Origin of the sequence: Micromonospora sp. KC606, from assembly GCF_004348675.1 — a bacterium.
Taxonomy (GTDB): domain Bacteria; phylum Actinomycetota; class Actinomycetes; order Mycobacteriales; family Micromonosporaceae; genus Micromonospora.
The window spans coordinates 1-19,691 of sequence record NZ_SMKN01000055.1; the positions used below are offsets into that span (position 1 = coordinate 1).

The following is a 19,691-nucleotide window of genomic DNA, read 5'->3' on the forward strand; positions in this document are numbered from 1 at the left end:
GTGTACGGGGTGGGGCTCGTCGTCCGGCGTGCCGGGCGGGCGGCCGAGCGCGGGGTCGGCGGCGCCCCGGGCGGCGTTCCGGGCGAGCAGCGCCCAGTTGGTGACGGCGAGCGCGCCGAGCAGCAGGGTGAAGCCGATCAGCGAGGCGAGCATGAGCCCCGGGGCGACCTCGGAGACGGCCCGCTCGGTGGGGAGCAGCCCGTACGCCACCCAGGGCTGGCGGCCCACCTCGCGGGCGATCCAGCCGAGGATTACCGCGACGAAGGGGAGCGGCACGGCGAGCAGGAGCAGCCAGAGTGGGAAGCGCAGCCGGATGATCCAGTCCCGCCAGAGCAGCGGCAGCAGGAGCCAGACGCCGCCGAGGGTGAGGCCGATCAGGATCATGAAGCCGAGCCCGACGCTGGACAGCACGGGCGGGGTGTAGTCGCCGGGGCCGAACCGCGCGGTCCAGTCGGCGACCAGCGTGTCGGCGGCCGGGCCGCCGCCGAACTTGGTGGGCTGGGTCTGCCGGACCGGGCCGAACTGGGCGAAGCCGAAGCCCTGCACCAGGGTCGCCGCCACGGCGGCGGTGACCACGCCGATCCGCAACGAGGTACGGAACAGCGCGAAGTCGGGAGTGCGGCGCAGCAGGTGCCAGGCGCTGATCGCGGCCATCAGGATGCCGCCGGTGAGCAGCGCGGCGGCGACCACGTGCCCGAGGGCCATCCCGAGGGTGGGGTTGGCGACCAGCGCGCCGAAGTCGGTGAGGTGGGCGATCCCGTCGCGTACCTCGTAGCCGACCGGGTTCTGCAGCCAGGCGTTGGCCACCATGATCCAGAAGGCGGAGGCGTACGCGGTGAGCGCGACGCCCCAGAGCAGCGCGAGGTGCACGCCCCGGCGGAGCCGGTGCCAGCCGAAGATCCACATGCCGAGGAACGTGGACTCCAGGAAGAAGGCGACCAGCGTCTCGATCGCCAGGGGCGCGCCGAAGACGTTGCCGACGTAGCGCGACAGGCCGCTCCAGTTCAGCCCGAACTGGAACTCCATCACGATCCCGGTGGCGATGCCGAGCACGTAGTTGATGACGTAGAGCTGGCCCCAGAACCGGGTCAGCCGCTCCCACGCCGGGTTGCCGGTGAGGAACCAGGCGGTCTGCATCCCGACCAGGAGGGTGACCAGGCCCAGGGTGACCACCACGAAGAGGAAGTGGATCGAGGTGGTGGTGGCGAACTGCAGGCGTGCGAGGAGCAGGGTGTCCATGACCGCTTCCCAGGAGTTGGCTACCTTGTCGTAGGCAGCCTACACGTAGGTTCTCTACGCATAACTACTACGCCTTGTAGTGGAAAATTCTACGACGAGGTGTAGTAGTTCGAGCCTCGGGGTCCGCCGGTAGGCGCCGCGAAGCGAAACAGTGCTCTCCCCGTCGACGGGGAGAGCACTGTTGAACGGATCGCGGGAAGACCGCGCCGGAGCTCAGCTCAGGAATAGGGTGATCGGCAGCGCGACCAGGACGGTCGCCAGCGCCAGCGCGCCGGCCCCGATCAGGCGGGGCGGCCGGTCGGGAAGCATCAGCCGTCGCACCCGGGCGTCCAGGTCCCGGTCGCCCACACCCAGCGCCCCAACCGGGGTGATCCGGTCGCCGCAGGCCGCGAAGCGCCGCAGCGCGCCGGCCAGGGACGCCTCGGCGTGCAGCTCGCGGGCCTTGTCGTCGGCCCGCATCTCGACCAGCAGAGCGACCCGCTCGTGCGCGTCACGGACCCAGCGGAACCAGGGCAGCGCCCGGCACAGGGCGGTGAACGGCAGCAGCACCAGGTCGTGCCGCTCCTGCGCGTGCGCCCGCTCGTGGGTGAGCACCGCCGCCAACTCGGCCCGGTCCAGCAGGTCCAGCGTGCCGGCGCTGACCACCACCCGGGGCCGCACCCCGGGCAGGCAGTACGCCGCGGCGCTCGGATGGTCCAGCACCAGCGCGCCAGGGACGTTGGGATCCCGGCGGGCGACCAGGGTGAGCAGATCCCGGTGCCGACGCTGGGCGCGGACCGTCGCGTGGACACTGCGTGCGGTCGTGGTGAGCAGCACCGCGCCGACGCCGAACCCGACCACGACCAGCCCGAGCTGCACCGGGCCCACCCCGACCGGGAGGGTGCCGTGACCCAGGTCGGTGGCGAGGGCGAGCAGGGCGCTGCCGGTGGGCCGGTCGTACGCGGCCAGACCCCACGCCATCGGCACGCCCATCGCGGACAGGCCCAGCGCCAGCCCGACCGCCTGCCAGCAGACGATGGCCACCCGGGGCGCCCGCCACGTCCACGTGGAGGCGGCGAGCACCTGCGCGGCCAGCCAGCAGGCCAGCACCGACGCGGTGAAGTGCACGGCGAAGACCACGGGCGTCGCCCCTACCGGTCCGTCGCCTCGTCGGCGAGCCTCGCCCGCGCGGCGCGCGGGTCGTCGACCCGGTCGGTGCGCCCGGTCTGGGCCCCGAGCGCCGCGCGGAGCACGTCGGCCTCGGTGCCGGTCACCGAGCGGGCGAACCGGACCAGCGCCGCGTCCCGGCTGCCGCCGAGGTCGAGGGCGTCGAGCATGAGCCGCGCGATGTGCGCCTCGCGGCTGGCGGCAGCCCGGTAGCGCCAGGCCCGACCCTCCCGCTCGCGCTGCACCATGCCCTTGCCGGCGAGCCGGTCCAGCACGGTCATCACCGTGGTGTACGCCAGCTCACGCCCGTCGAGGGCGTCGGCGACCTCGCGAACGGTCACTCCGTCCGACGTGGCGGGCACCGAGTCCCACAGCACGTCCATCACCGCACGTTCGAGATCGCCCAGCCGTGTCACGTCCCCAATCCTACCCCCCGTAGTAGAACCCTCGGGGAGGGGAGGTGGCGGGTCAGGTGCCCTTGGGGTGCCAGACAGTTTTTGTTTCGAGGAGGGCGGTCATCCGGGTGATGCCGGGGTCGGCGAACCAGTCGTGGTCGGCCGGAGCCGGCCGGAGCACCCGCTTGAGGTTCTGCGCCGCGCCGACCTCCAGGTCGGTCGCCAGGTCGGCGTCGGTCACCCCGGTCAGGTCGATTGCGTTGACGTCCAGATGGTTCGCCAGCGTCGGCACGGTCTCGGTGATCCTCCCGGTGAGGATGTTCACCACCCCGCCGGGCAGGTCGGAGGTGGCCAGCACCTCGGCCAGGGTCACCGCCGCCAGTGGCGCCGACGGCGAGGCCGCCGCCACCACCGTGTTGCCGGTGACGATCGCCGGGGCGACCACGCTGACCAGCCCGAGCAACGCCGGGGACTGCGGGGCCACCACGGCCACCACGCCGGTGGGCTCCGGCGCAGACAGGTTGAAGTACGGCCCGGCGACCGGGTTCGCGCCGCCGTACACCTGCGGGAGCTTGTCGGACCAACCGGCGTACCAGACCCAGCGGTCGATCGCGGCGTCGACCTCGTCGGCGGGCACGCCGAGCGCGACGAACTGTTCGCGGCGGCCCTCCAGCATCTCGGCGACCCGGTAGAGGATCTGACCCCGGTTGTACGCGGTCGCGCCGGCCCAGCCCGGCACGGCGGCGCGGGCGGCCACGACGGCGTCCCGCGCGTCCTTGCGGGAGGCCAGGGAGACATTCGTGTCCTGCACGAGATACGACCGTCCCGACTCGCTGCGCGGGAACTTCCCGCCGATGAAGAGCTTGTACGTCTTGCGTACCGCGACCCGTTCAGACATTGAGGTAACCCTCCAGCCCGTGCCGGCCGCCCTCGCGGCCGTAGCCCGACTCCTTGTAGCCGCCGAACGGCGAGGTGGGGTCGAACTTGTTGAACGTGTTGGCCCACACCACGCCGGCGCGGAGCCGGTCGGCCAGCCACAGGATCCGGGAGCCCTTGTCGGTCCAGATCCCGGCCGACAGCCCGTACGGCGTGTTGTTGGCCTTCTCCACGGCCTCGGCCGGGGTGCGAAAGGTCAGCACGGACAGCACCGGGCCGAAGATCTCCTCGCGGGCGATCCGGTGCGCCTGGGTGACCCCGGTGAAGACGGTCGGCGCGAACCAGAACCCCCGCTCGGGCAGCTCGCACGGCGGCGACCAGCGCTCGGCGCCCTCGGCGGAGCCGGAGTCGGAGATCTCCCGGATCCGGGCCAGCTGGGCCGCGGAGTTGATCGCGCCGATGTCGGTGTTCTTGTCCAGGGGGTCGCCGACGCGCAGTTGTGCCATCCGCCGTTTGAGCGACTCCAGTACCCGGTCGGCGACCGACTCCTGGACCAGCAGCCGCGAGCCGGCGCAGCAGACGTGCCCCTGGTTGAAGAAGATGCCGTTGACGATGCCCTCGACGGCCTGGTCGACCGGGGCGTCGTCGAAGACGATGTTGGCGGCCTTGCCGCCCAACTCCAGGGTGAGCTTCTTGCGGGTGCCGGCGACGGCCCGGGCGATGGCCCGGCCGACCTCGGTGGAGCCGGTGAAGGCGACCTTGTCCACACCGGGGTGCTCGACCAGCGCCCGGCCGGTCTCGCCGGCGCCGGTGACGATGTTGACCACGCCGGCGGGCAGGTCGGCCTGCTGGCAGATCTCGGCGAAGAGCAGCGCGGTCAGCGGAGTGGTCTCGGCCGGCTTCAGCACGACCGTGTTGCCGGCGGCGAGAGCGGGGGCGATCTTCCACGCCAGCATGAGCAGCGGGAAGTTCCACGGGATGACCTGCGCGGCAACCCCGAGTGGCCGCGGCTGCGGGCCGCTGTGCTGGCTCGTCGGCCGCCCCCCGAACCCGGCGTACTCCAGCTTGTCGGCCCAGCCCGCGTAGTAGAAGAAGTGCGCGGCGACCAGCGGCAGGTCGACGTCGCGGGATTCCCTGATCGGCTTGCCGTTGTCCAGCGACTCCAGCACGGCCAGTTCGCGGGAGCGCTCCTGGATGAGGCGGGCGATCCGGAACAGGTACTTGGCCCGGTCGCGGCCCGGCATCGGGCCCCAGACCCTGTCGTACGCCTCGCGGGCGGCGCGGACCGCACGGTCCACGTCAGCCGCGTCGGCCCAGCTGACCTCGGCGAGCACCTCCTCGGTGGCCGGGTTGATCGACTTGTGGGGATCCCCGCCGTCGACGAACTCGCCGTTGATGAACAGGCCGTAGGTCGGCCTGATGTCGACGATCGCGCGCGACTCGGGCGCAGGGGCGTATTCGAACATCGCGCTCAGTCCAGGGTGAAGTAGTCGGGACCGGGGTAGACGCCGGTCGTCAGCTTGGTGCGCTGCATGAGCAGGTCGTTCAGCAGGCTGGACGCGCCGAACCGGAACCAGTCCGGGTCCAGCCAGTCCGCGCCGACGGTCTCGTTGACCATGACCAGATACTTGATCGCGTCCTTGGTGGTCTTGATGCCGCCGGCCGGTTTCACGCCGACCTGCCGCCCGGTGGCGGCGCGGAAGTCGCGGACCGCCTCCAGCATCACCAGGGTCACCGGGAGGGTCGCCGCGACCGGGACCTTTCCGGTGGAGGTCTTGATGAAGTCGCCGCCGGCCAGCATCGCCAGCCAGGAGGCGCGGCGCACGTTGTCGTACGTGGCCAGCTCGCCGGTCTCCAGGATCACCTTGAGGTGCGCGTCCCCGCACGCGTCCTTGGTGGCCACGATCTCGTCGTGGACCTCCGAGTAGCGGCCCGCCAGGAACGCGCCCCGGTTGATCACCATGTCGATCTCGTCGGCGCCGGCCTCGACGGCCGCCCGGGTGTCGGCGAGCTTGATCTCCAGCGGAGCCTGCCCCGACGGGAACGCGGTCGCCACGCTGGCCAGGTGCACGCCGGAGCCGCGGAGCACCTCGGCCACGTGCGGAACCATCGCGGGATAGACGCAGACCGCGCCGACGTGCGGGCAGGACGGGTCGGCCGGGTCCGGGCGCAGCGCCTTGGCGGCCAGGGCCCGGACCTTGCCGGGGGTGTCGGCTCCTTCGAGGGTGGTCAGGTCGACCATCCGAATCGCCAGGTCGATCGCCTGGGCCTTGGCGGTGGTCTTGATGGATCGGGTGCCGAGCTGTGCCGCCCGCTGCTCCGCGCCGACCTGGTCCACGCCCGGCAGGCCGTGCAGGAAGGTCCGCAGAGCGGTCTCGGATCGCCCCAGCTCGGACAGGTCCGACCGGGCCGACGTCGCTGTCGCCGTCATGTCCCGAATACTACGCACCGGCGCGTCGAGTGATCTTGGTCATGCCACCCTGGTCGGGAACGCCACACGTGAGCGCCGTCGCTGGTCGGGCCGCACCCGGGGTCACCGGCACGGCGGACCGGTAGGTTGAGCGATCGTGGACGTACACGTCATTGACCACCCGCTCGCCCAGTCCCGGCTGACCGCCATGCGGGACACCCGGACCGACTCCTCGTCGTTCCGCGCCGCGCTGCACGAACTCACCACCATGTTGGTGTACGAGGCCGCGCGGTCCTTCCCCGTCGAGAAGTTCCCGGTGCAGACCCCGGTCACCGGCACCGAGGGCACCCGGCTGGCCAACCCACCGCTGCTGGTGCCGGTGCTGCGGGCCGGTCTGGGCATGGCCGACGCCGCGCTCGGCCTGCTGCCGGAGTCCTCCATGGGCTTCGTCGGCCTGGCCCGCGACGAGCAGACGTTCGAGCCGCGCGCGTACATGGAGTCGCTGCCCCGGGACCTGGCCGGCCTGCCGGTGCTGGTGCTCGACCCGATGCTGGCCACCGGTGGCTCGCTGGAGCACTGCTGCCGGCTGCTCGCCGACCGGGGCTGCACCGACATCACCGTGCTCTGCGTGCTGGCCGCGCCGGTGGGCATCGAGCGGCTGGAGCGTTCCGGCCTGCCGCTGCGCCTGGTCACCGCCGCCATCGACGAGGGCCTGAACGACGACAAGTTCATCGTGCCCGGTCTCGGTGACGCCGGCGACCGCCAGTTCGGCGGCATGCCCCGCTTCTGATCCGCATCCGGGGCTGCCGCGCGGCGAACACGCGGTCGACGCGCCCGGTACTCGGCCCGGTCACCGAGTGACGGTCCACGGCGGGCGCGTTGGGGCCCGGGAAGTGCGGGCAACCGTTAGCGTTCCGGGGCATGACTGGTGTTGCGCTCGCCGAAGAGCTGCTGCTGCTGGCGTACGACGACGAGACGGGGAAGGCGACCATGCCCCGGATCAGCCTCGACCTGGGGATGGCCGCGGCCGTCCTGGTCGAGCTGGCCCTGGCCGGGCGGGTCGCGTACTCCGACAGATCGCTGGTGGCGACCGACCCGACGCCGATCGGTGAGCCGATCCTGGACGGCGTGCTCGGCCGGATCGCGGCGGACACCCCGCACAGCCCGTCGTCCTGGGTACAGCGGCTGCGGCACGGCCTGCGCGACCGGATCCTCGACGATCTGGTCGACCGGGGTGTGGTGCGCCACGTCGAGGAGACCGAGCTGGGTTTCATCGTGGTGCACCGCTATCCCATGGCGGACCCCTCGGTGGAGGAGGAAACCCGACTCCGGCTCGCGGCGGCACTCGCCGGTGGCGAACCTCCGGACGAGCGGACGGCCGCGCTGGCGACGCTGGTCGCGGTGCTCCGGATGGAACCGGCCCTCGGCCTGGCCGGGGCGGCCGCCGTGGACGCCCGCCGCCGGCTGGAGCAGATCGCCGGTGGCGCCGGCTTCTCCGGCACCGTCAGCCTGGACGACTCGCTGGTGCGTCCCTCCGTGGCCCTCGTCATCACCGCACTGGGCCAGGCTGTCGACGCCGCCCTCGGCCCGCGCCGCTGACCCCGCCCGCGCCAATGTCGCGAGCACCCACCGTCAGGGCGGGGCCGGCTACACGCCGAGGGCGGCGGCGACCTCCGCGCGGAGCGCCACGATGGCAGCCTGGGCACGGTCGCGGGCCGTGGCGACGTCGCCGCCCGTGACCGGCTCCACCACCTCCAGGTACGCCTTGAGCTTCGGCTCGGTGCCGGAGGGGCGGACCACCACCCGGGTGGCGGCGGTCCGCAGGATCATCACGTCGGAGTCGGGCAGCAGGTCCCGCGCCTCGGTGACCGGCTGACCGAGCAGCGCCGTCGGGGTGGCCGCCCGGACCCGCACCATCGCGTCGGCGATCACCCGAAGGTCGTCCACCCGAACCGAGAGCTGGTCGGTGTGGTGCACGCCGAACTCGGCGGCCAACTCGTCGAGCCGGTCGGTGAGGGCACGGCCCTGCGCCTTCAGCCCGGCGGCCAGCTCGGCGACGGCCAACGCGGCGGTGATGCCGTCCTTGTCGCGGACGTGTCCCGGCACGACGCAGTAGCCCAGCGCCTCCTCGTACCCGAAGACCAGCGGATGTGCCCCCGCGCCGGCCCGGACGATCCACTTGAACCCGGTCAGCGTCTCGTCGTACGGCAGGCTCCGGGCCGCGCACATCGCCCGGAGCAGGGACGACGACACGATGGTGGTGGCGTACAGCCCCGTCAGGCCGCGTCGCATCAGGTGGTCGGCGAGCAGCGCGCCGACCTCGTCCCCGCGCAGCATCCGCCAGGTGCCGCCATCCCGCACCACCACCGCGCAGCGGTCGGCGTCCGGGTCGTTGGCGATCGCGACGTCCGCGCCGGTCGCGTCGGCGAGCGCGACGAGCCGGTCCACCGCGCCCGGCTCCTCCGGGTTGGGGAAGCCGACGGTCGGGAAGTCCGGGTCCGGCTCGGCCTGGTCGGGCACCATCCCCGGCACCGGGAAACCGGCCCGGGCGAAGGCCGCCGTCAGCACCGCCGCGCCGACCCCGTGCAGCGGGGTGTACGCCACCCTCAGGTCGCGCGGCCCGTCCGGCGTCACCACGGCGGCGGCCCGGTCCACGTACGACGCGACCAGGTCGTCGCCGAGCACCCGGCCGACCGGGCCGAGCGGCACCTGCGCCAGCGGGCCGACCGCCCGGATGGCCGCCTCGATCCCGGCGTCGGCCGGCGGCACGATCTGCGCCCCCGCACCGAGCTCCCCGCCGAGCTGGGCGCCCAGGTAGACCTTGTAGCCGTTGTCCTGCGGCGGGTTGTGGCTGGCGGTCACCATGACCCCGGCGACCGCGCCGAGGTGCCGCACCGCGTACGCCAGCACCGGGGTGGGTAGCGGGCGGGGCAGCAGCAGCGCCGGCCGGCCCGCTCCGGTGGACACCTGGGCGGTGCGTTCGGCGAACGCCCGGGAACCGTGCCGGGCGTCGTACCCGATCACCAGCGGACCCTCGCCGCCCTCGGCGTCGAGCCAGGCCACCAGCCCGGCTGCGGCCCGGGTGACCACCGCGAGATTCATGCCGTTGGGACCGGCCCGCAGCGGGCCGCGCAGGCCGGCGGTGCCGAAGGTCAGCGGGCCGGCGAACCGGTCGGCCAGCTGCGGCGCACTGCCCGGCAGCCCGTCGAGCACCGCCCGGAGCTCGTCCCGGCTGGCCGGGTCGGGGTCGTCGTCGAGCCAGCGCCGCGCCTGGTCGCGAAGGTCGTCAAGGTCAGTGGTTTCCGCCGCCATTGCCTCTTGATAGCACGGCGGCGGATCACCACGTCCCGGCGGCCTCGGCTCAGCTCGCCGCCGTGAGCTGGAACGACCTCACCATCTCGTCGAAGATCGGCTTACTCTCGCCGAACTTCGCCTCCGTCGAGGTGAGGTAGAACGAGTAGATCCGGCCGCCGTCGACCACGCCGCGCCACACGCCGTGCCGCTTCGTGTCACCGCCGCCGCAGGTGTACTCCAGCTCGGCCGCGTCCTTGCCGGCCAGCTTCTGCGCGGTCATGTCGACCCGGTTGTAGGGCTTGGCGCAGGACTTGAACCGCTGGAGGTTGCCCTCGGCCACCTCGGCCCAGCGCATCGAGGAGCTGCCGCCCTTCTCGACCAGGATGCGGACCTTGCGGCTCTCGTCCGCCGGGTCGACGTAGTCCACCCAGTCGCCCGCACTCTTGCGCTGCCAGCCCTTGGGGACCAGCACCCGGATGCCGCGCGCCGAGTGCTCCTGCATGTCGGGCAGGGGGTTGGCGGCCGGCGTGCCCGGCTGGGCCTGCTGTTGCGCGGGCGGCGGGTCGTCCCCGCCGGAGAGGCTCAGGGCGCCGAGCAGCAGCACCACGGCCAGCCCTCCGGCCGCCGCGAGCTGGGTCCTGCGGGACCAGCCCCTGACCGTGGTGGCGACCCGCCCACCGGCGGCCTTCGCCCGGTCGAGAGCGCCGCCGGCGGGAGCAGCCGCCGGCGAGGTCCACGGCTGGCCGGTGCCCGGCACCGACCACTGGCCACCGCCGTACACCGGCTGGGTGGCCTCGGGCGCGCCGCTGCTCGCGTACACCCGCTGGGTGGTGTCGGCGCTGCCGGCGCCGATCCGTTGGGTGGCGTCCGGGTGGCCCCCGCCGAGCCGCCGGCCGGCGTCCGGACTGATCCGCTGGGTGGCGTCCGCCGTCCCGGCACCGATCCGCTGGGTGGCATCGGGGCTGATCCGCTGGGTGGCCTCCGGGGAGCTGCCGTACGTGCCGCCCTTGGGGCGGTGCGGTGCGGGCATCGCCCCGGTCGGCGTGTGTAGCGGGCTGGACAGCGCGTCCGCACTGGTGTCGTCGAGGCTCGCCGACGGGGCGGCCACGGCCGGTCTCGGCTTCTCACCCCGGCGCAGCGCGGCCAGCCGGTCGGTCAGCGACTCGCCCGGGGCGAGCATCGCCCGGCCGCCGATCTGCCCGCTGGGCTTCGGCTCCGACTTCGGCTCGATCAGCGCGGGCGGCGTCGAGGGACGCTGCACCGGCACCACCGCGTACGGGTCGGTGACCGAGTTCACCGCCGTCGCCGTGCTGGTCAGCGGCCCGGCCAGCAGCTCGCGGAGCATGGCGCGGGCGGTGTGCACGTCCAGCCGGCGGGCCGGGTCCTTCTCCAGCAGGCCCATCAGCACCCGGGTCAGCGGCCCGCTGCGCTGCGGCGTGGCCGGCGGGTCCTCGACCACGGCGTGCATGGTTTCGATCGGGTCGCCCTTGTCGAACGGCGGCCGACCCTCGACAGCGGTGTAGAGCGTGACGCCGAGCGAGAACAGGTCGCTGGGCGGGCCGAAATCCTGCCCCATGGCCCGCTCGGGGGAGATGAAGTGCGGTGAGCCCAGCACCATCCCGGGGGTGGTGAGCTGGACGTCGGTGGGCATCCGGGCCACCCCGAAGTCGGTCAGCACGCAGCGGCCGTCGGTGCAGATCAGCACGTTGGCCGGCTTGACGTCGCGGTGCAGCACACCGTTGGCGTGCGCCACCTCCAGCGCGCCGAGCAGCGCGATGCCGATCTTGGCGACGGCCCGGGGCGCGACCGGCCCATCCTCGATCACCATGTCGGCGAGACTGCGCGCGTCCAGCAGCTCCATCACGATCCACGGCCGGCCGCCCTCGGTGACCACGTCGTACACCTGGACAACGGCCGGGTGCTGGATGGCCGCGGCGGCCCGCGCCTCGCGCAGAGTGCGCTCGTACATCGCGTCGCGGTCGCTGGGGGCCAGCCCCGGCGGGAGGACGACCTCCTTGACCGCCACGTCACGTCGCAACAGCGTGTCCGTGGCACGCCACACCGTGCCCATGCCGCCGTTGCCCACCGCCGACCGCAGCGAGTAGCGACCGCCGATGGTGGTGCCGGGTGCCGCGCGTCCGTCGGGGGGACTCACTGGTCCGCCGCTCCACGTCGGGATCTGAGTCACAGAAAAGCCACCGGGAAGTCGAGGGGGCTGGGACACAACCTCTCTATCTTGCTGGTTCAGACGCCCGATGCGAAACCCGACGCGGCGGTCGTTTGTCTACCGGACGGTACGTGCGCGGCACCTCACCACCTGTCCACCGAGGGTGTGCGGTATCCCTCACCCACCTGCCCGGCCCTCCGTCCTACCATCCGGTCATGAGCGAACGGCGGTCGAGCGAGTCCGGTTTCCCCATCAAGGGCGTCTACACGGCGGCCGACCTCCCGGCGGACCTGGAGACCCGGCTGGGCGCTCCGGGCGAGTACCCGTACACCCGCGGCGTCTACCCGACGATGTACACCTCCCGCCCGTGGACCATGCGGCAGTACGCCGGCTTCGGCACCGCCACCGAGTCCAACGCGCGCTACCACCAGCTGCTGCGGGCCGGCACGATGGGCCTCTCCGTCGCCTTCGACCTGCCCACCCAGATGGGCTACGACTCCGACGACCCGATCGCGCACGGCGAGGTCGGCAAGGTCGGCGTGGCCATCGACTCCATCGAGGACATGCGGCTGCTCTTCGCCGGCATCCCGCTGGACAAGGTCTCCACCTCGATGACGATCAACGCGCCCGGGTCGGTGCTGCTCCTGCTCTACCAGCTCGTCGCCGAGGAGTCCGGGGTGCCCGGTTCGGTGCTCAACGGCACCATCCAGAACGACATCCTCAAGGAGTACATCGCCCGGGGGACGTACATCTTCCCGCCGAAGCCCTCGCTGCGGCTGGTCGCCGACACGTTCGGCTACTGCCACACGGAGGTGCCGAAGTGGAACACCATCTCCATCTCCGGCTACCACATGGCCGAGGCCGGCGCGTCGCCCGCGCAGGAGATCGCGTTCACCCTGGCCAACGGCGTGGAGTACGTCCGCGCCGCGCTCGCCGCCGGCCTGGCGGTGGACGACTTCGCGCCCCGGCTGTCGTTCTTCTTCGTGGCCCGCACCACCCTGCTGGAGGAGGTCGCCAAGTTCCGTGCCGCCCGACGCGTCTGGGCCCGGCTGATGCGCGACGACTTCGGCGCGCGGAACCCGAAGTCGATGATGCTGCGGTTCCACACCCAGACCGCCGGCGTGCAGTTGACCGCCCAGCAGCCCGAGGTCAACCTGGTCCGGGTGGCGATCCAGGGGCTCGGTGCGGTGCTCGGCGGCACCCAGTCGTTGCACACCAACAGCTTCGACGAGGCGATCGCGCTGCCCACCGAGAAGGCGGCCCGGCTGGCGCTGCGTACCCAGCAGGTGCTCGCGTACGAGACGGACCTGACCGCCACCGTCGACCCGTTCGCCGGGTCGTACGTCATGGAGGCGATGACCGCGGAGATCGAGGTCGCGGCCACGGAGCTGATGGACCGGGTCTTCGACCACGGCTCGGCGGTGGACGCCATCGAGGCAGGCTTCCAGAAGCGGGAGATCGAGCAGTCCGCGTACCGGATCGCCCAGGAGATCGACTCGGCTGAGCGGGTGGTGGTCGGGCTCAACCGTTTCACCATCGACGACGACGAGCCGTACGAGCCGCTGCGGGTGGACCCGACGATCGAGGCGACCCAGGCCGAGCGGCTGGCCAAGCTGCGCGCCGAGCGCGACAACGGCGCGGTCGAGCGGGCCCTGGCCGAGCTGCGCGTTGCCGCCGAGGGCACCGCTAACGTGCTCTACCCGATGAGGGAGGCGCTGCGGGCGAAGGCGACCGTGGGGGAGGTGTGCGGGACGCTGCGGACGGTCTGGGGGACGTACCGGCCGAGCGACCGCTTCTGACCTCGGCCTACTGTCGGTGACAGTCCTGCCGGCGCTTGCTTGCAGCCGGCCGGTCGGGGAGCGCGCGGCGGGTGACCCTCGGTCGGGGCGTGTGGCTTCCGGGCCGGGCGGGTAACCCGACCGGATGGACCGGACGGACAGCCTGTCCGGCCAGGCGTGGGACGGGCATGTCACCGTCGGGAGCCGCCCGGCTGCCGTGTGTCGTCAGCTAATTGTCGGAGCGGCGGTCAATTCGGGCGACTAATGCGACAATTCGGTTACGGCCACGAATTCGGAGTCGATTTCGCGACCGCCAAAGTCGGTTACGCGTTGTAGGAGGTGGGGGGCAGATGACGGCGTTCGACCGCGATCTACCTGCTGTCCCGCAGATATTCGAGCCCTCCCACCAGGGCTTACGTGACGCTATGCGCTCCGATCACTACCGTAACGAGGTTGCGCAGCGTCACCGTCGGAGGTCTAGGCTGTCTGCTGTCCTCCCCGATGATCCATCCATTCCTAGTGATCGAGAATTCGACGTGACGAGTGCGTTGACGCTGCCGAACGGCAGCCAGCTGGCGTCGTCCTGGCCGGAGGCGCCGTCCGGTTCCCAGCCCCTGCCCTTCGACCTGGATCATCTGCTCGCCCTGCGGGTACCCGGACTCATCGCCACCCGGCGCCACCTCCACTCCCACCCGGAGCTCTCCGGCGAGGAATTCGAGACGGCCGCGCTGATCGCCCGGGAACTCACCCTGGCCGGGCTGCACCCGCGACTGCTGCCGAAGGGCAACGGAGTCATCTGCGACATCGACGGCCGTCCGGACGGGCCGGTCGTCGCGCTCCGCGCCGACATCGACGCGCTGCCGCTGACCGACGTCAAGGACGTGCCGTACCGGTCCACGGTCGACGGGGTATGTCACGCCTGCGGTCACGACGTGCACACCACCGTGATGCTCGGCGTCGGGATGCTGCTTGCCCAGCTCGCCGACGCCGGCCAACTCGCCGGCCGGGTGCGGCTGATCTTCCAGCCGGCCGAGGAGATCCTGCCCTGCGGCTCGCTGGAGGTCATCGAGGCCGGCGGCCTGGAGGACGTGGTCCAGATCTTCGCCGTGCACTGCGACCCGAACCTGCCGGTGGGCAAGGTCGGGCTGCGGGTCGGCCCGATCACCGCCGCCGCCGACAACGTCACCGTCCGGCTCACCGGCCCGGGTGGCCACACCGCCCGTCCGCACCTGACCGTCGACCTCGTCGACGCGCTCGGCCGCCTGGTCACCGAGGTGCCGGCCCTGGTCAACCGCCGGGTGCCGGCCAACAGCGGGCTGCTGCTGGTGTTCGGCCACGCCTCGGCCGGCACCCGCTACAACGTCATCCCGTCCGAGGCGTACGCCTCCGGCACCCTGCGGGTGATGGACCGGGACACCTGGGAGCAGGCTCCCAAGATCGTCGCTCAGGTCGTCCGGGACGTCATCGCCCCCACCGGCGCCACCGTCGATCTGGAATACCTGCGCGGCCGGCCGCCGGTCAGCAACGACTCCCGGGCCATCCAGGTCCTCACCGCCGCCACCGCGGCGGCGCTCGGTCCCGAAGGGATCGCCGAGACGCCGCAGAGCATGGGCGGCGAGGACTTCTCCTGGTACCTGGAGCATGTCCCCGGCGCGCTGGCCCGCCTCGGCGTCGGCCGGTCCGGGCCCAACGTGGACCTGCACCGGGCGTCGTTCGACGTCGACGAGCGAGCCATCCCCGCCGGGGTGCGCCTCATTGTGCAGACCGCGCTGAAGGCACTGGCGGCGACGCGTCCGTAGCGGAGCCCGGCGGGCGCGGCCCGCCGGGAGTGTGCGGCCCGCCGTCCGGCGTCGTCGGCGGCCCCGGTGGCGTGGGCCGCCGCCGCCACCGGCGGCGCACCGCCAGCACCAGCACCACGGGTACGCCGAGCGCCAGCAGCCAGGGCAGCAGCGCCCCCAGCACGGTCAGCAGGACGCCCACCGAGGCGACGAAGGCCTGCCAGCCGGCGCGCAGCCCCACCAGGAAGCCGGTTCCGGTCGGCTCGACGGCCGTCGAGGCGTCCCCGCCGACGAACGTGACCGTGATGGTGGAGAGTGCGGTCAGGTCCGCCAGCCGCCGCTTCTTCGCCTCCAGCGAGGCGAGGTCGGCCTCCCGCCGCGCCACCTCGTTCTCCAACGACACCAGGTCGCCGATCGAGGTGGCCCGGGACAGCAGCCTCCGGGCGCTGTCCACCCGGGCCCGTTGGGTGGCGATCCGGGCGTCCAGGTCGACGGTCTCCTCGGTGACGTCCTGGGTCCGCACCTCCCGGTGCTGCTGCCGGCCGTAGGCGGCCAGCTCCTCCACGAACGCGGTGAACCTCGCCGCCGGCACCCGCAGCTCCAGCTCCGCCTCCGCGTCGGCGTCCACACCGCGCCGCTGGTCCCCGCCGACGAAACCGCCGGCCGCGGTCACCGCCGCCACCGCCCGGCGGGCCGCCGCGTCCACGCCCCTGCGGGCCGACCCGTCCACGTCGTCCACCTGCACCCGCAGGGTTCCCGTGTAGACGATCGCCCGCTGGTCGACCCGCAGGTCCGGGGCGCCGGCGCCGGCCGAGCCCGGCTCGGCGGCCCCGCCCACCGCGGCCCGGCCGGCCGGGGCGTCAGCGGCCGGAGCCCGCGCTGCCGCCTCGTCCGTTCCGCCGGAGTCACTCGACGCACTGCACCCGACCAGCAGCGCCACCGTCAGTCCCAGCGCCGCCACGGCGCCGGCCCGTCCTCTTCGCCCCATGTTCCCCGCTCCGTCCTCCGTGACCCCCGGCCCGCCCGGGCGCGATAGCTGGGACGCGGCGCGACCGCGCGGCGGTTCCGGCAGACTGCGACGAGGACATCACGATTCGATAATCGAGGAGTCACGATGCAGGTCACCAAGTACGCCCACTCCTGCCTGCGCATCGACCACGACGGTGGGGTGCTGGTCGTCGACCCCGGGGTGTTCGGCGACGCCGCGAGGGCGCTGGACGGGGCGGACGCGGTGCTGATCACCCACGAGCACCCGGACCACCTGGACGTCGAGGCGCTCACCCGCCGGCTGGAGAAGAACGCCGTCCCGGTGCACGGCCCGGCGTCGCTCGCCGCCGTCCTCGGCGACGCGGCCGAGGCGCTCACCCCGGTCACCCCCGGCGACTCCTTCACCGCCGCGGGCATCCCGGTCCGTGTCGTCGGCGGCCGGCACGCCGTCATCCACCCCGACATACCCGTCGTGGAGAACGTCGGCTACCTGCTGGACGGGCGGGTCTACCACCCCGGCGACGCGCTGCACGTCCCCTCCGGCGTCGAGGTGGACACCCTCTTCGCGCCCGTCCACGCCCCCTGGTCGAAGTTCGCCGAGGTGGTCGACTTCATCCGGGCGGTCGCCCCGCGCCGCGCGTACGCCCTGCACGACGGACTGCTCAACGCCCACGGCCTCGGCGTGCTCGACCGGCAGTACACCGCGCTGTCCCGGACCGACTACCACCGGGTCGAACCCGGCACCCGGATCGACGCCTGACCGTGGCCGCGCCCCCGTCCGACGTGGTCCAGCGGCTGTACCGCACACCGCCGGAGAAGTTCGTCGCCGCCCGCGACGCCGCCGTCGCCGAGGCCCGCCGGGCCGGTGACACCGTCACCGCCCGCCGGATCGCCCGGCTGAAACGCCCCACGGTGGCCGCCTGGCTGGTCAACCTGCTCGCCCTGGAACGCCCCGAACTGGTCGCCGACCTGACCCAGCTCGCCGAGGCGCTGCGCACCGCCCAGCGCGACCTCAAGGGGCCGAAACTGCGGGAACTCTCCGCCCAGCGACGGGCCGTGGTCGCCGCACTGCTCACCGAGGTACGCCGGATCGCGGCCCGGACCCCGGGCGCGCCCCCGGCTGCCCGGCTGCCACTGGCCGAGGTGGAGTCCACCCTCAACGCCGCGCTCGCCGACACCGAGGTGGCCGAGCAGGTGCGCACCGGCCAACTGCTCCGGGCGGCGCACTACGCCGGGTTCGGCGAGGTGCCCCGGCCCCAACTGCGGCTCGTCACCACGGGGGAGGAGGCTGCCCGCGTACCCGACCGGGAGACCGACCGGGTCGACGCGCGACGGTCCCGCGACGAGCGGGCGGCGGCGCGGGCCGTGCGGGCCGAGCGGACGAAACGACGGCGCGCGCTGGAACGGGAGTTGGCGTCGGCGCGCGCCGAACAGGGGCGGGCGGAGCGGGACCTGGCCGGCGCGGCGGCGGCCGAGCGGGACCACGCCGCCACCCTCGACCGGATCGAGACCGAACTGGCCGAACTGGAACGTCGCCGGGCAGTCGCGGAGCAGGAGCTGAGCCGGTCGAAGCTGGCGCGGCGCGGCGCGGAACGGACGCTCACCGCGGCCCGCCGCCGCACCGGCGAGGTGGAGGCGGCGATCGAGACGTTGGACGCCGAAGAGGGGGATGCGGCCGACGCCGCCGGCGAGGCAGACTGAGCGCGATGGATGCGTTCAGCGGGCGGTGTCGATGACCCCGGAACAGGTGGCTGCCGCCAGCAAGTCCGCCGTGCTCGAACTCGGGGAGGCGTTCAGCCGCTGCCCCGGTACGCTGCGCCGGGCCCGGCTGCTCGGCATCTCCGGCTGGGCCTTCTACATCACCGGTCGGGCCGGCGCACTCGGTGACGTCCGCGTCGAGACGGTCGCCGCGGCGATCGGGTTCATCGCCCCGGAGGCCGTCGCCGACGGGTGGGACGCCGCCGTCCGGGTGGTCCGTCCGATCGAGGTGGCCGCCGCCAACCTCGCCGAGTGCTGCCGCTGGGGTGCCCAGCACCTCGACGGCCTGCCCGGCACGCCCCGGCTGGCCACGTTGCTGGACCGGGCCGTCGCGGGCGCGGACGCCACCGGGATGCCACTGTTCGCCGCCTGGCGGGCGATGCCGGTGCCGGAACACGCCGCCGGGGCGCGGGCGGCGGTGGCCTTGCTGCTGCTCCGCGAACACTTCACCGGGGCGTACCTGCTGGCGGTGCGGGCCGGCGGGTTGACCCCGCGGGAGGCGGTGCTGGCCGGGCCGGAGGGGGAAACCGGGGCGACCGCGTGCGGTTGGTCCCCGCCGTACCCGCCGGTCGGGCCACTGGTGCGGCGGCGGCTCTGGGCCGAGGCGGTGACCGACCGGCTGGTGTCGGCGGCCTTCCGGGTGTTGCGACCGGGGGAGGGCGCGGAGCTGGTGGAGCTGCTCACCGCCACCCGGAGCGGGCTGCGGGCCGGCGACCGGTGACCGGCGCGCCACCCGGAGCGGGCTGCGGGCCGGCGCGCCGCCCACCGCGACCGGTGCGGCCGGCGGCGAAAATCAGCGGCGTCGCACCCGTTCGCCTGCCAGGATCCGTGCCGTGACGCTTCCTGCCGGCTGGACCGCCCGCCGCCCCACCCTCGACGACGTCCCGGCGATTCTCGCGGTGGTGCATGCCGCGGACACCTTCGCCGTCGGCTATCCGGACTTCGACGCCGAGGACGTCCGGTCCTGCCTCACCGCCCCCTTCTTCGACCCCGCCCACGACTCCTGGCTGGTCAGCGACCCGGACGGGCGGGTCGCCGGTTGGACGTTGATCGACAACCCGACGGGTGTCGGGCGGGAGTTCGTCGACGTGTACGTCGACCCCGGGCGGGCCGCCTCGGTCCGCGCGGCGCTGCTCGTCCGGGTGCTCGGCCGGGTCGCCGAACGGGCCGCCGAACGCGGCCTGCCCGCGTTGACCGCCCGCGCGGCCGTCTATCCCCCCGAGACCCGCTGGGCCGAGGAACTGGTCGCGGGCGGCTTCGCCCGGGTGAAGCGGTACGTGCGGATGATCCGCCCACTGGCCGACCTGCCCGCGGAGCCGCCGCCCCCGCCCGGGGTGACCGTCCGCCCGCTGCGCGCCGACGACGAGGCCGACCTGCGGCTGTTCCACCGCATCTACGACACCGCCTTCCGGGACACCCTTGACTACGAGCCGCTCGGCTTCGACAGCTGGCGGGAGGCGCTGCCCAGCTACGGCAAGGTCTGGGACGAGTGGTTCCTCGCCGAGGTCGACGGCGTGCCGGCCGGTGCCCTCCAGTCCTCCGACCAGGACCTCGAACAGGACACCGGATGGGTACGGACGCTGTCGGTGCTGCCCGCGTACCGGCGCCGCGGGGTGGGCTCGGCGCTGTTGTGGCGGGCCTTCACGGTCTACGCGGCCAAGGGCCGCGCCGCCGCCGGGCTGGGTGTCGACCTGACCAACCCGACCTCGCCGGCGACCCTCTACCGCTCGGTGGGGCTGCGCGAGGAGCGGTGGATCGACATGTACGAGCGGAGCATCCCCGCCGCCGGTGTGTGATGCGTGACGGTCACCGGGGCCGGCGGCGGACGCCGTGGGCCCCGGTAGCACACTGAGGGCGTGCGAC

Annotated in this window: 17 protein-coding genes; 8 read left to right on the top strand and 9 right to left on the bottom strand. The window is 73.3% G+C overall.

Annotation, left to right across the window (positions count from 1 at the left end):
• The 6 genes from E1193_RS13850 to deoC all read right to left on the bottom strand — a co-directional run.
• Positions 1-1,239: cytochrome ubiquinol oxidase subunit I (locus tag E1193_RS13850; RefSeq protein WP_132183600.1), on the bottom strand; the 1,239-nt coding region annotated here is incomplete at its 3' end.
• Between the two features lie 213 nt (positions 1,240-1,452).
• Complete coding sequence (locus E1193_RS13855) at positions 1,453-2,358, bottom strand: M56 family metallopeptidase (RefSeq protein ID WP_132183601.1); 906 nt, start codon at positions 2,356-2,358, stop codon at positions 1,453-1,455.
• An 11-nt stretch (positions 2,359-2,369) separates the two neighbouring features.
• Positions 2,370-2,801, bottom strand: a complete 432-nt coding sequence (locus E1193_RS13860) for a BlaI/MecI/CopY family transcriptional regulator (RefSeq protein WP_132183602.1) — start codon at positions 2,799-2,801, stop codon at positions 2,370-2,372.
• 52 nt (positions 2,802-2,853) lie between these two features.
• Positions 2,854-3,678 carry an aldehyde dehydrogenase family protein gene (locus E1193_RS13865; RefSeq protein WP_132183603.1) on the bottom strand — a complete coding sequence of 275 codons (825 nt, stop codon included), beginning with the start codon at positions 3,676-3,678 and terminating at the stop codon, positions 2,854-2,856.
• The gene (locus E1193_RS13870) at positions 3,671-5,122 is read right to left on the bottom strand and encodes an aldehyde dehydrogenase family protein (protein ID WP_132183604.1); all 1,452 of its coding nucleotides are present in this window, start codon (positions 5,120-5,122) and stop codon (positions 3,671-3,673) included. The genes E1193_RS13865 and E1193_RS13870 overlap by 8 nt, the downstream gene beginning before the upstream one ends.
• Positions 5,123-5,127: 5 nt before the next feature.
• Positions 5,128-6,087, bottom strand: coding sequence for a deoxyribose-phosphate aldolase (gene deoC, locus E1193_RS13875; protein WP_132183605.1), 960 nt, complete (start codon positions 6,085-6,087; stop codon positions 5,128-5,130).
• 136 nt (positions 6,088-6,223) lie between these two features.
• On the opposite strand from deoC, the gene upp reads away from it, so the two are divergent.
• Both upp and E1193_RS13885 read left to right on the top strand, forming a co-directional pair.
• On the top strand, positions 6,224-6,856 hold the full coding sequence (gene upp, locus E1193_RS13880) for a uracil phosphoribosyltransferase (protein ID WP_132183606.1): 633 nt from the start codon (positions 6,224-6,226) through the stop codon (positions 6,854-6,856).
• Between the two features lie 131 nt (positions 6,857-6,987).
• Entirely contained in the window at positions 6,988-7,665 is a 678-nt protein-coding gene (locus tag E1193_RS13885; protein WP_132183607.1) for a GPP34 family phosphoprotein, read from the top strand.
• Between the two features lie 48 nt (positions 7,666-7,713).
• On the opposite strand, the gene E1193_RS13890 is transcribed toward E1193_RS13885, so the two are convergent.
• Positions 7,714-9,378, bottom strand: a complete 1,665-nt coding sequence (locus E1193_RS13890; protein WP_132183608.1) for a phospho-sugar mutase — start codon at positions 9,376-9,378, stop codon at positions 7,714-7,716.
• Positions 9,379-9,427: 49 nt separating this feature from the next.
• A complete protein-coding gene (locus E1193_RS13895) occupies positions 9,428-11,548 on the bottom strand; it encodes a serine/threonine-protein kinase (RefSeq protein WP_132183609.1) in 2,121 nt (706 codons plus the stop codon).
• A 194-nt stretch (positions 11,549-11,742) separates the two neighbouring features.
• Here E1193_RS13895 and E1193_RS13900 point away from each other — a divergent pair, with 194 nt between their 5' ends.
• Positions 11,743-13,326: a methylmalonyl-CoA mutase family protein gene (locus tag E1193_RS13900; RefSeq protein WP_132183610.1), complete on the top strand. Its 1,584-nt coding sequence runs from the start codon at positions 11,743-11,745 to the stop codon at positions 13,324-13,326.
• Between the two features lie 515 nt (positions 13,327-13,841).
• The gene (locus E1193_RS13905; protein ID WP_132183611.1) at positions 13,842-15,104 is read left to right on the top strand and encodes an amidohydrolase; all 1,263 of its coding nucleotides are present in this window, start codon (positions 13,842-13,844) and stop codon (positions 15,102-15,104) included.
• Here the strand turns inward: E1193_RS13905 and E1193_RS13910 are convergent.
• Positions 15,058-16,071, bottom strand: a complete 1,014-nt coding sequence (locus tag E1193_RS13910; RefSeq protein ID WP_132183612.1) for a DUF4349 domain-containing protein — start codon at positions 16,069-16,071, stop codon at positions 15,058-15,060. The genes E1193_RS13905 and E1193_RS13910 overlap by 47 nt on opposite strands.
• 126 nt (positions 16,072-16,197) lie before the next feature.
• On the opposite strand from E1193_RS13910, the gene E1193_RS13915 reads away from it, so the two are divergent.
• The 4 genes from E1193_RS13915 to E1193_RS13930 all read left to right on the top strand — a co-directional run bounded on the left by E1193_RS13915 (position 16,198) and on the right by E1193_RS13930 (position 19,624).
• Positions 16,198-16,830, top strand: coding sequence for an MBL fold metallo-hydrolase (locus E1193_RS13915; RefSeq protein WP_132183613.1), 633 nt, complete (start codon positions 16,198-16,200; stop codon positions 16,828-16,830).
• 2 nt (positions 16,831-16,832) lie between these two features.
• Positions 16,833-17,771 (top strand): hypothetical protein, encoded by a 939-nt coding sequence (locus E1193_RS13920; protein ID WP_132183614.1) that lies wholly within the window; start codon positions 16,833-16,835, stop codon positions 17,769-17,771.
• A gap of 31 nt (positions 17,772-17,802) precedes the next feature.
• A complete protein-coding gene (locus tag E1193_RS13925; protein ID WP_132183615.1) occupies positions 17,803-18,549 on the top strand; it encodes a hypothetical protein in 747 nt (248 codons plus the stop codon).
• 112 nt (positions 18,550-18,661) lie between these two features.
• Positions 18,662-19,624: a GNAT family N-acetyltransferase gene (locus E1193_RS13930; protein ID WP_132183616.1), complete on the top strand. Its 963-nt coding sequence runs from the start codon at positions 18,662-18,664 to the stop codon at positions 19,622-19,624.
• The last annotated feature ends 67 nt before the right edge of the window (positions 19,625-19,691 follow it).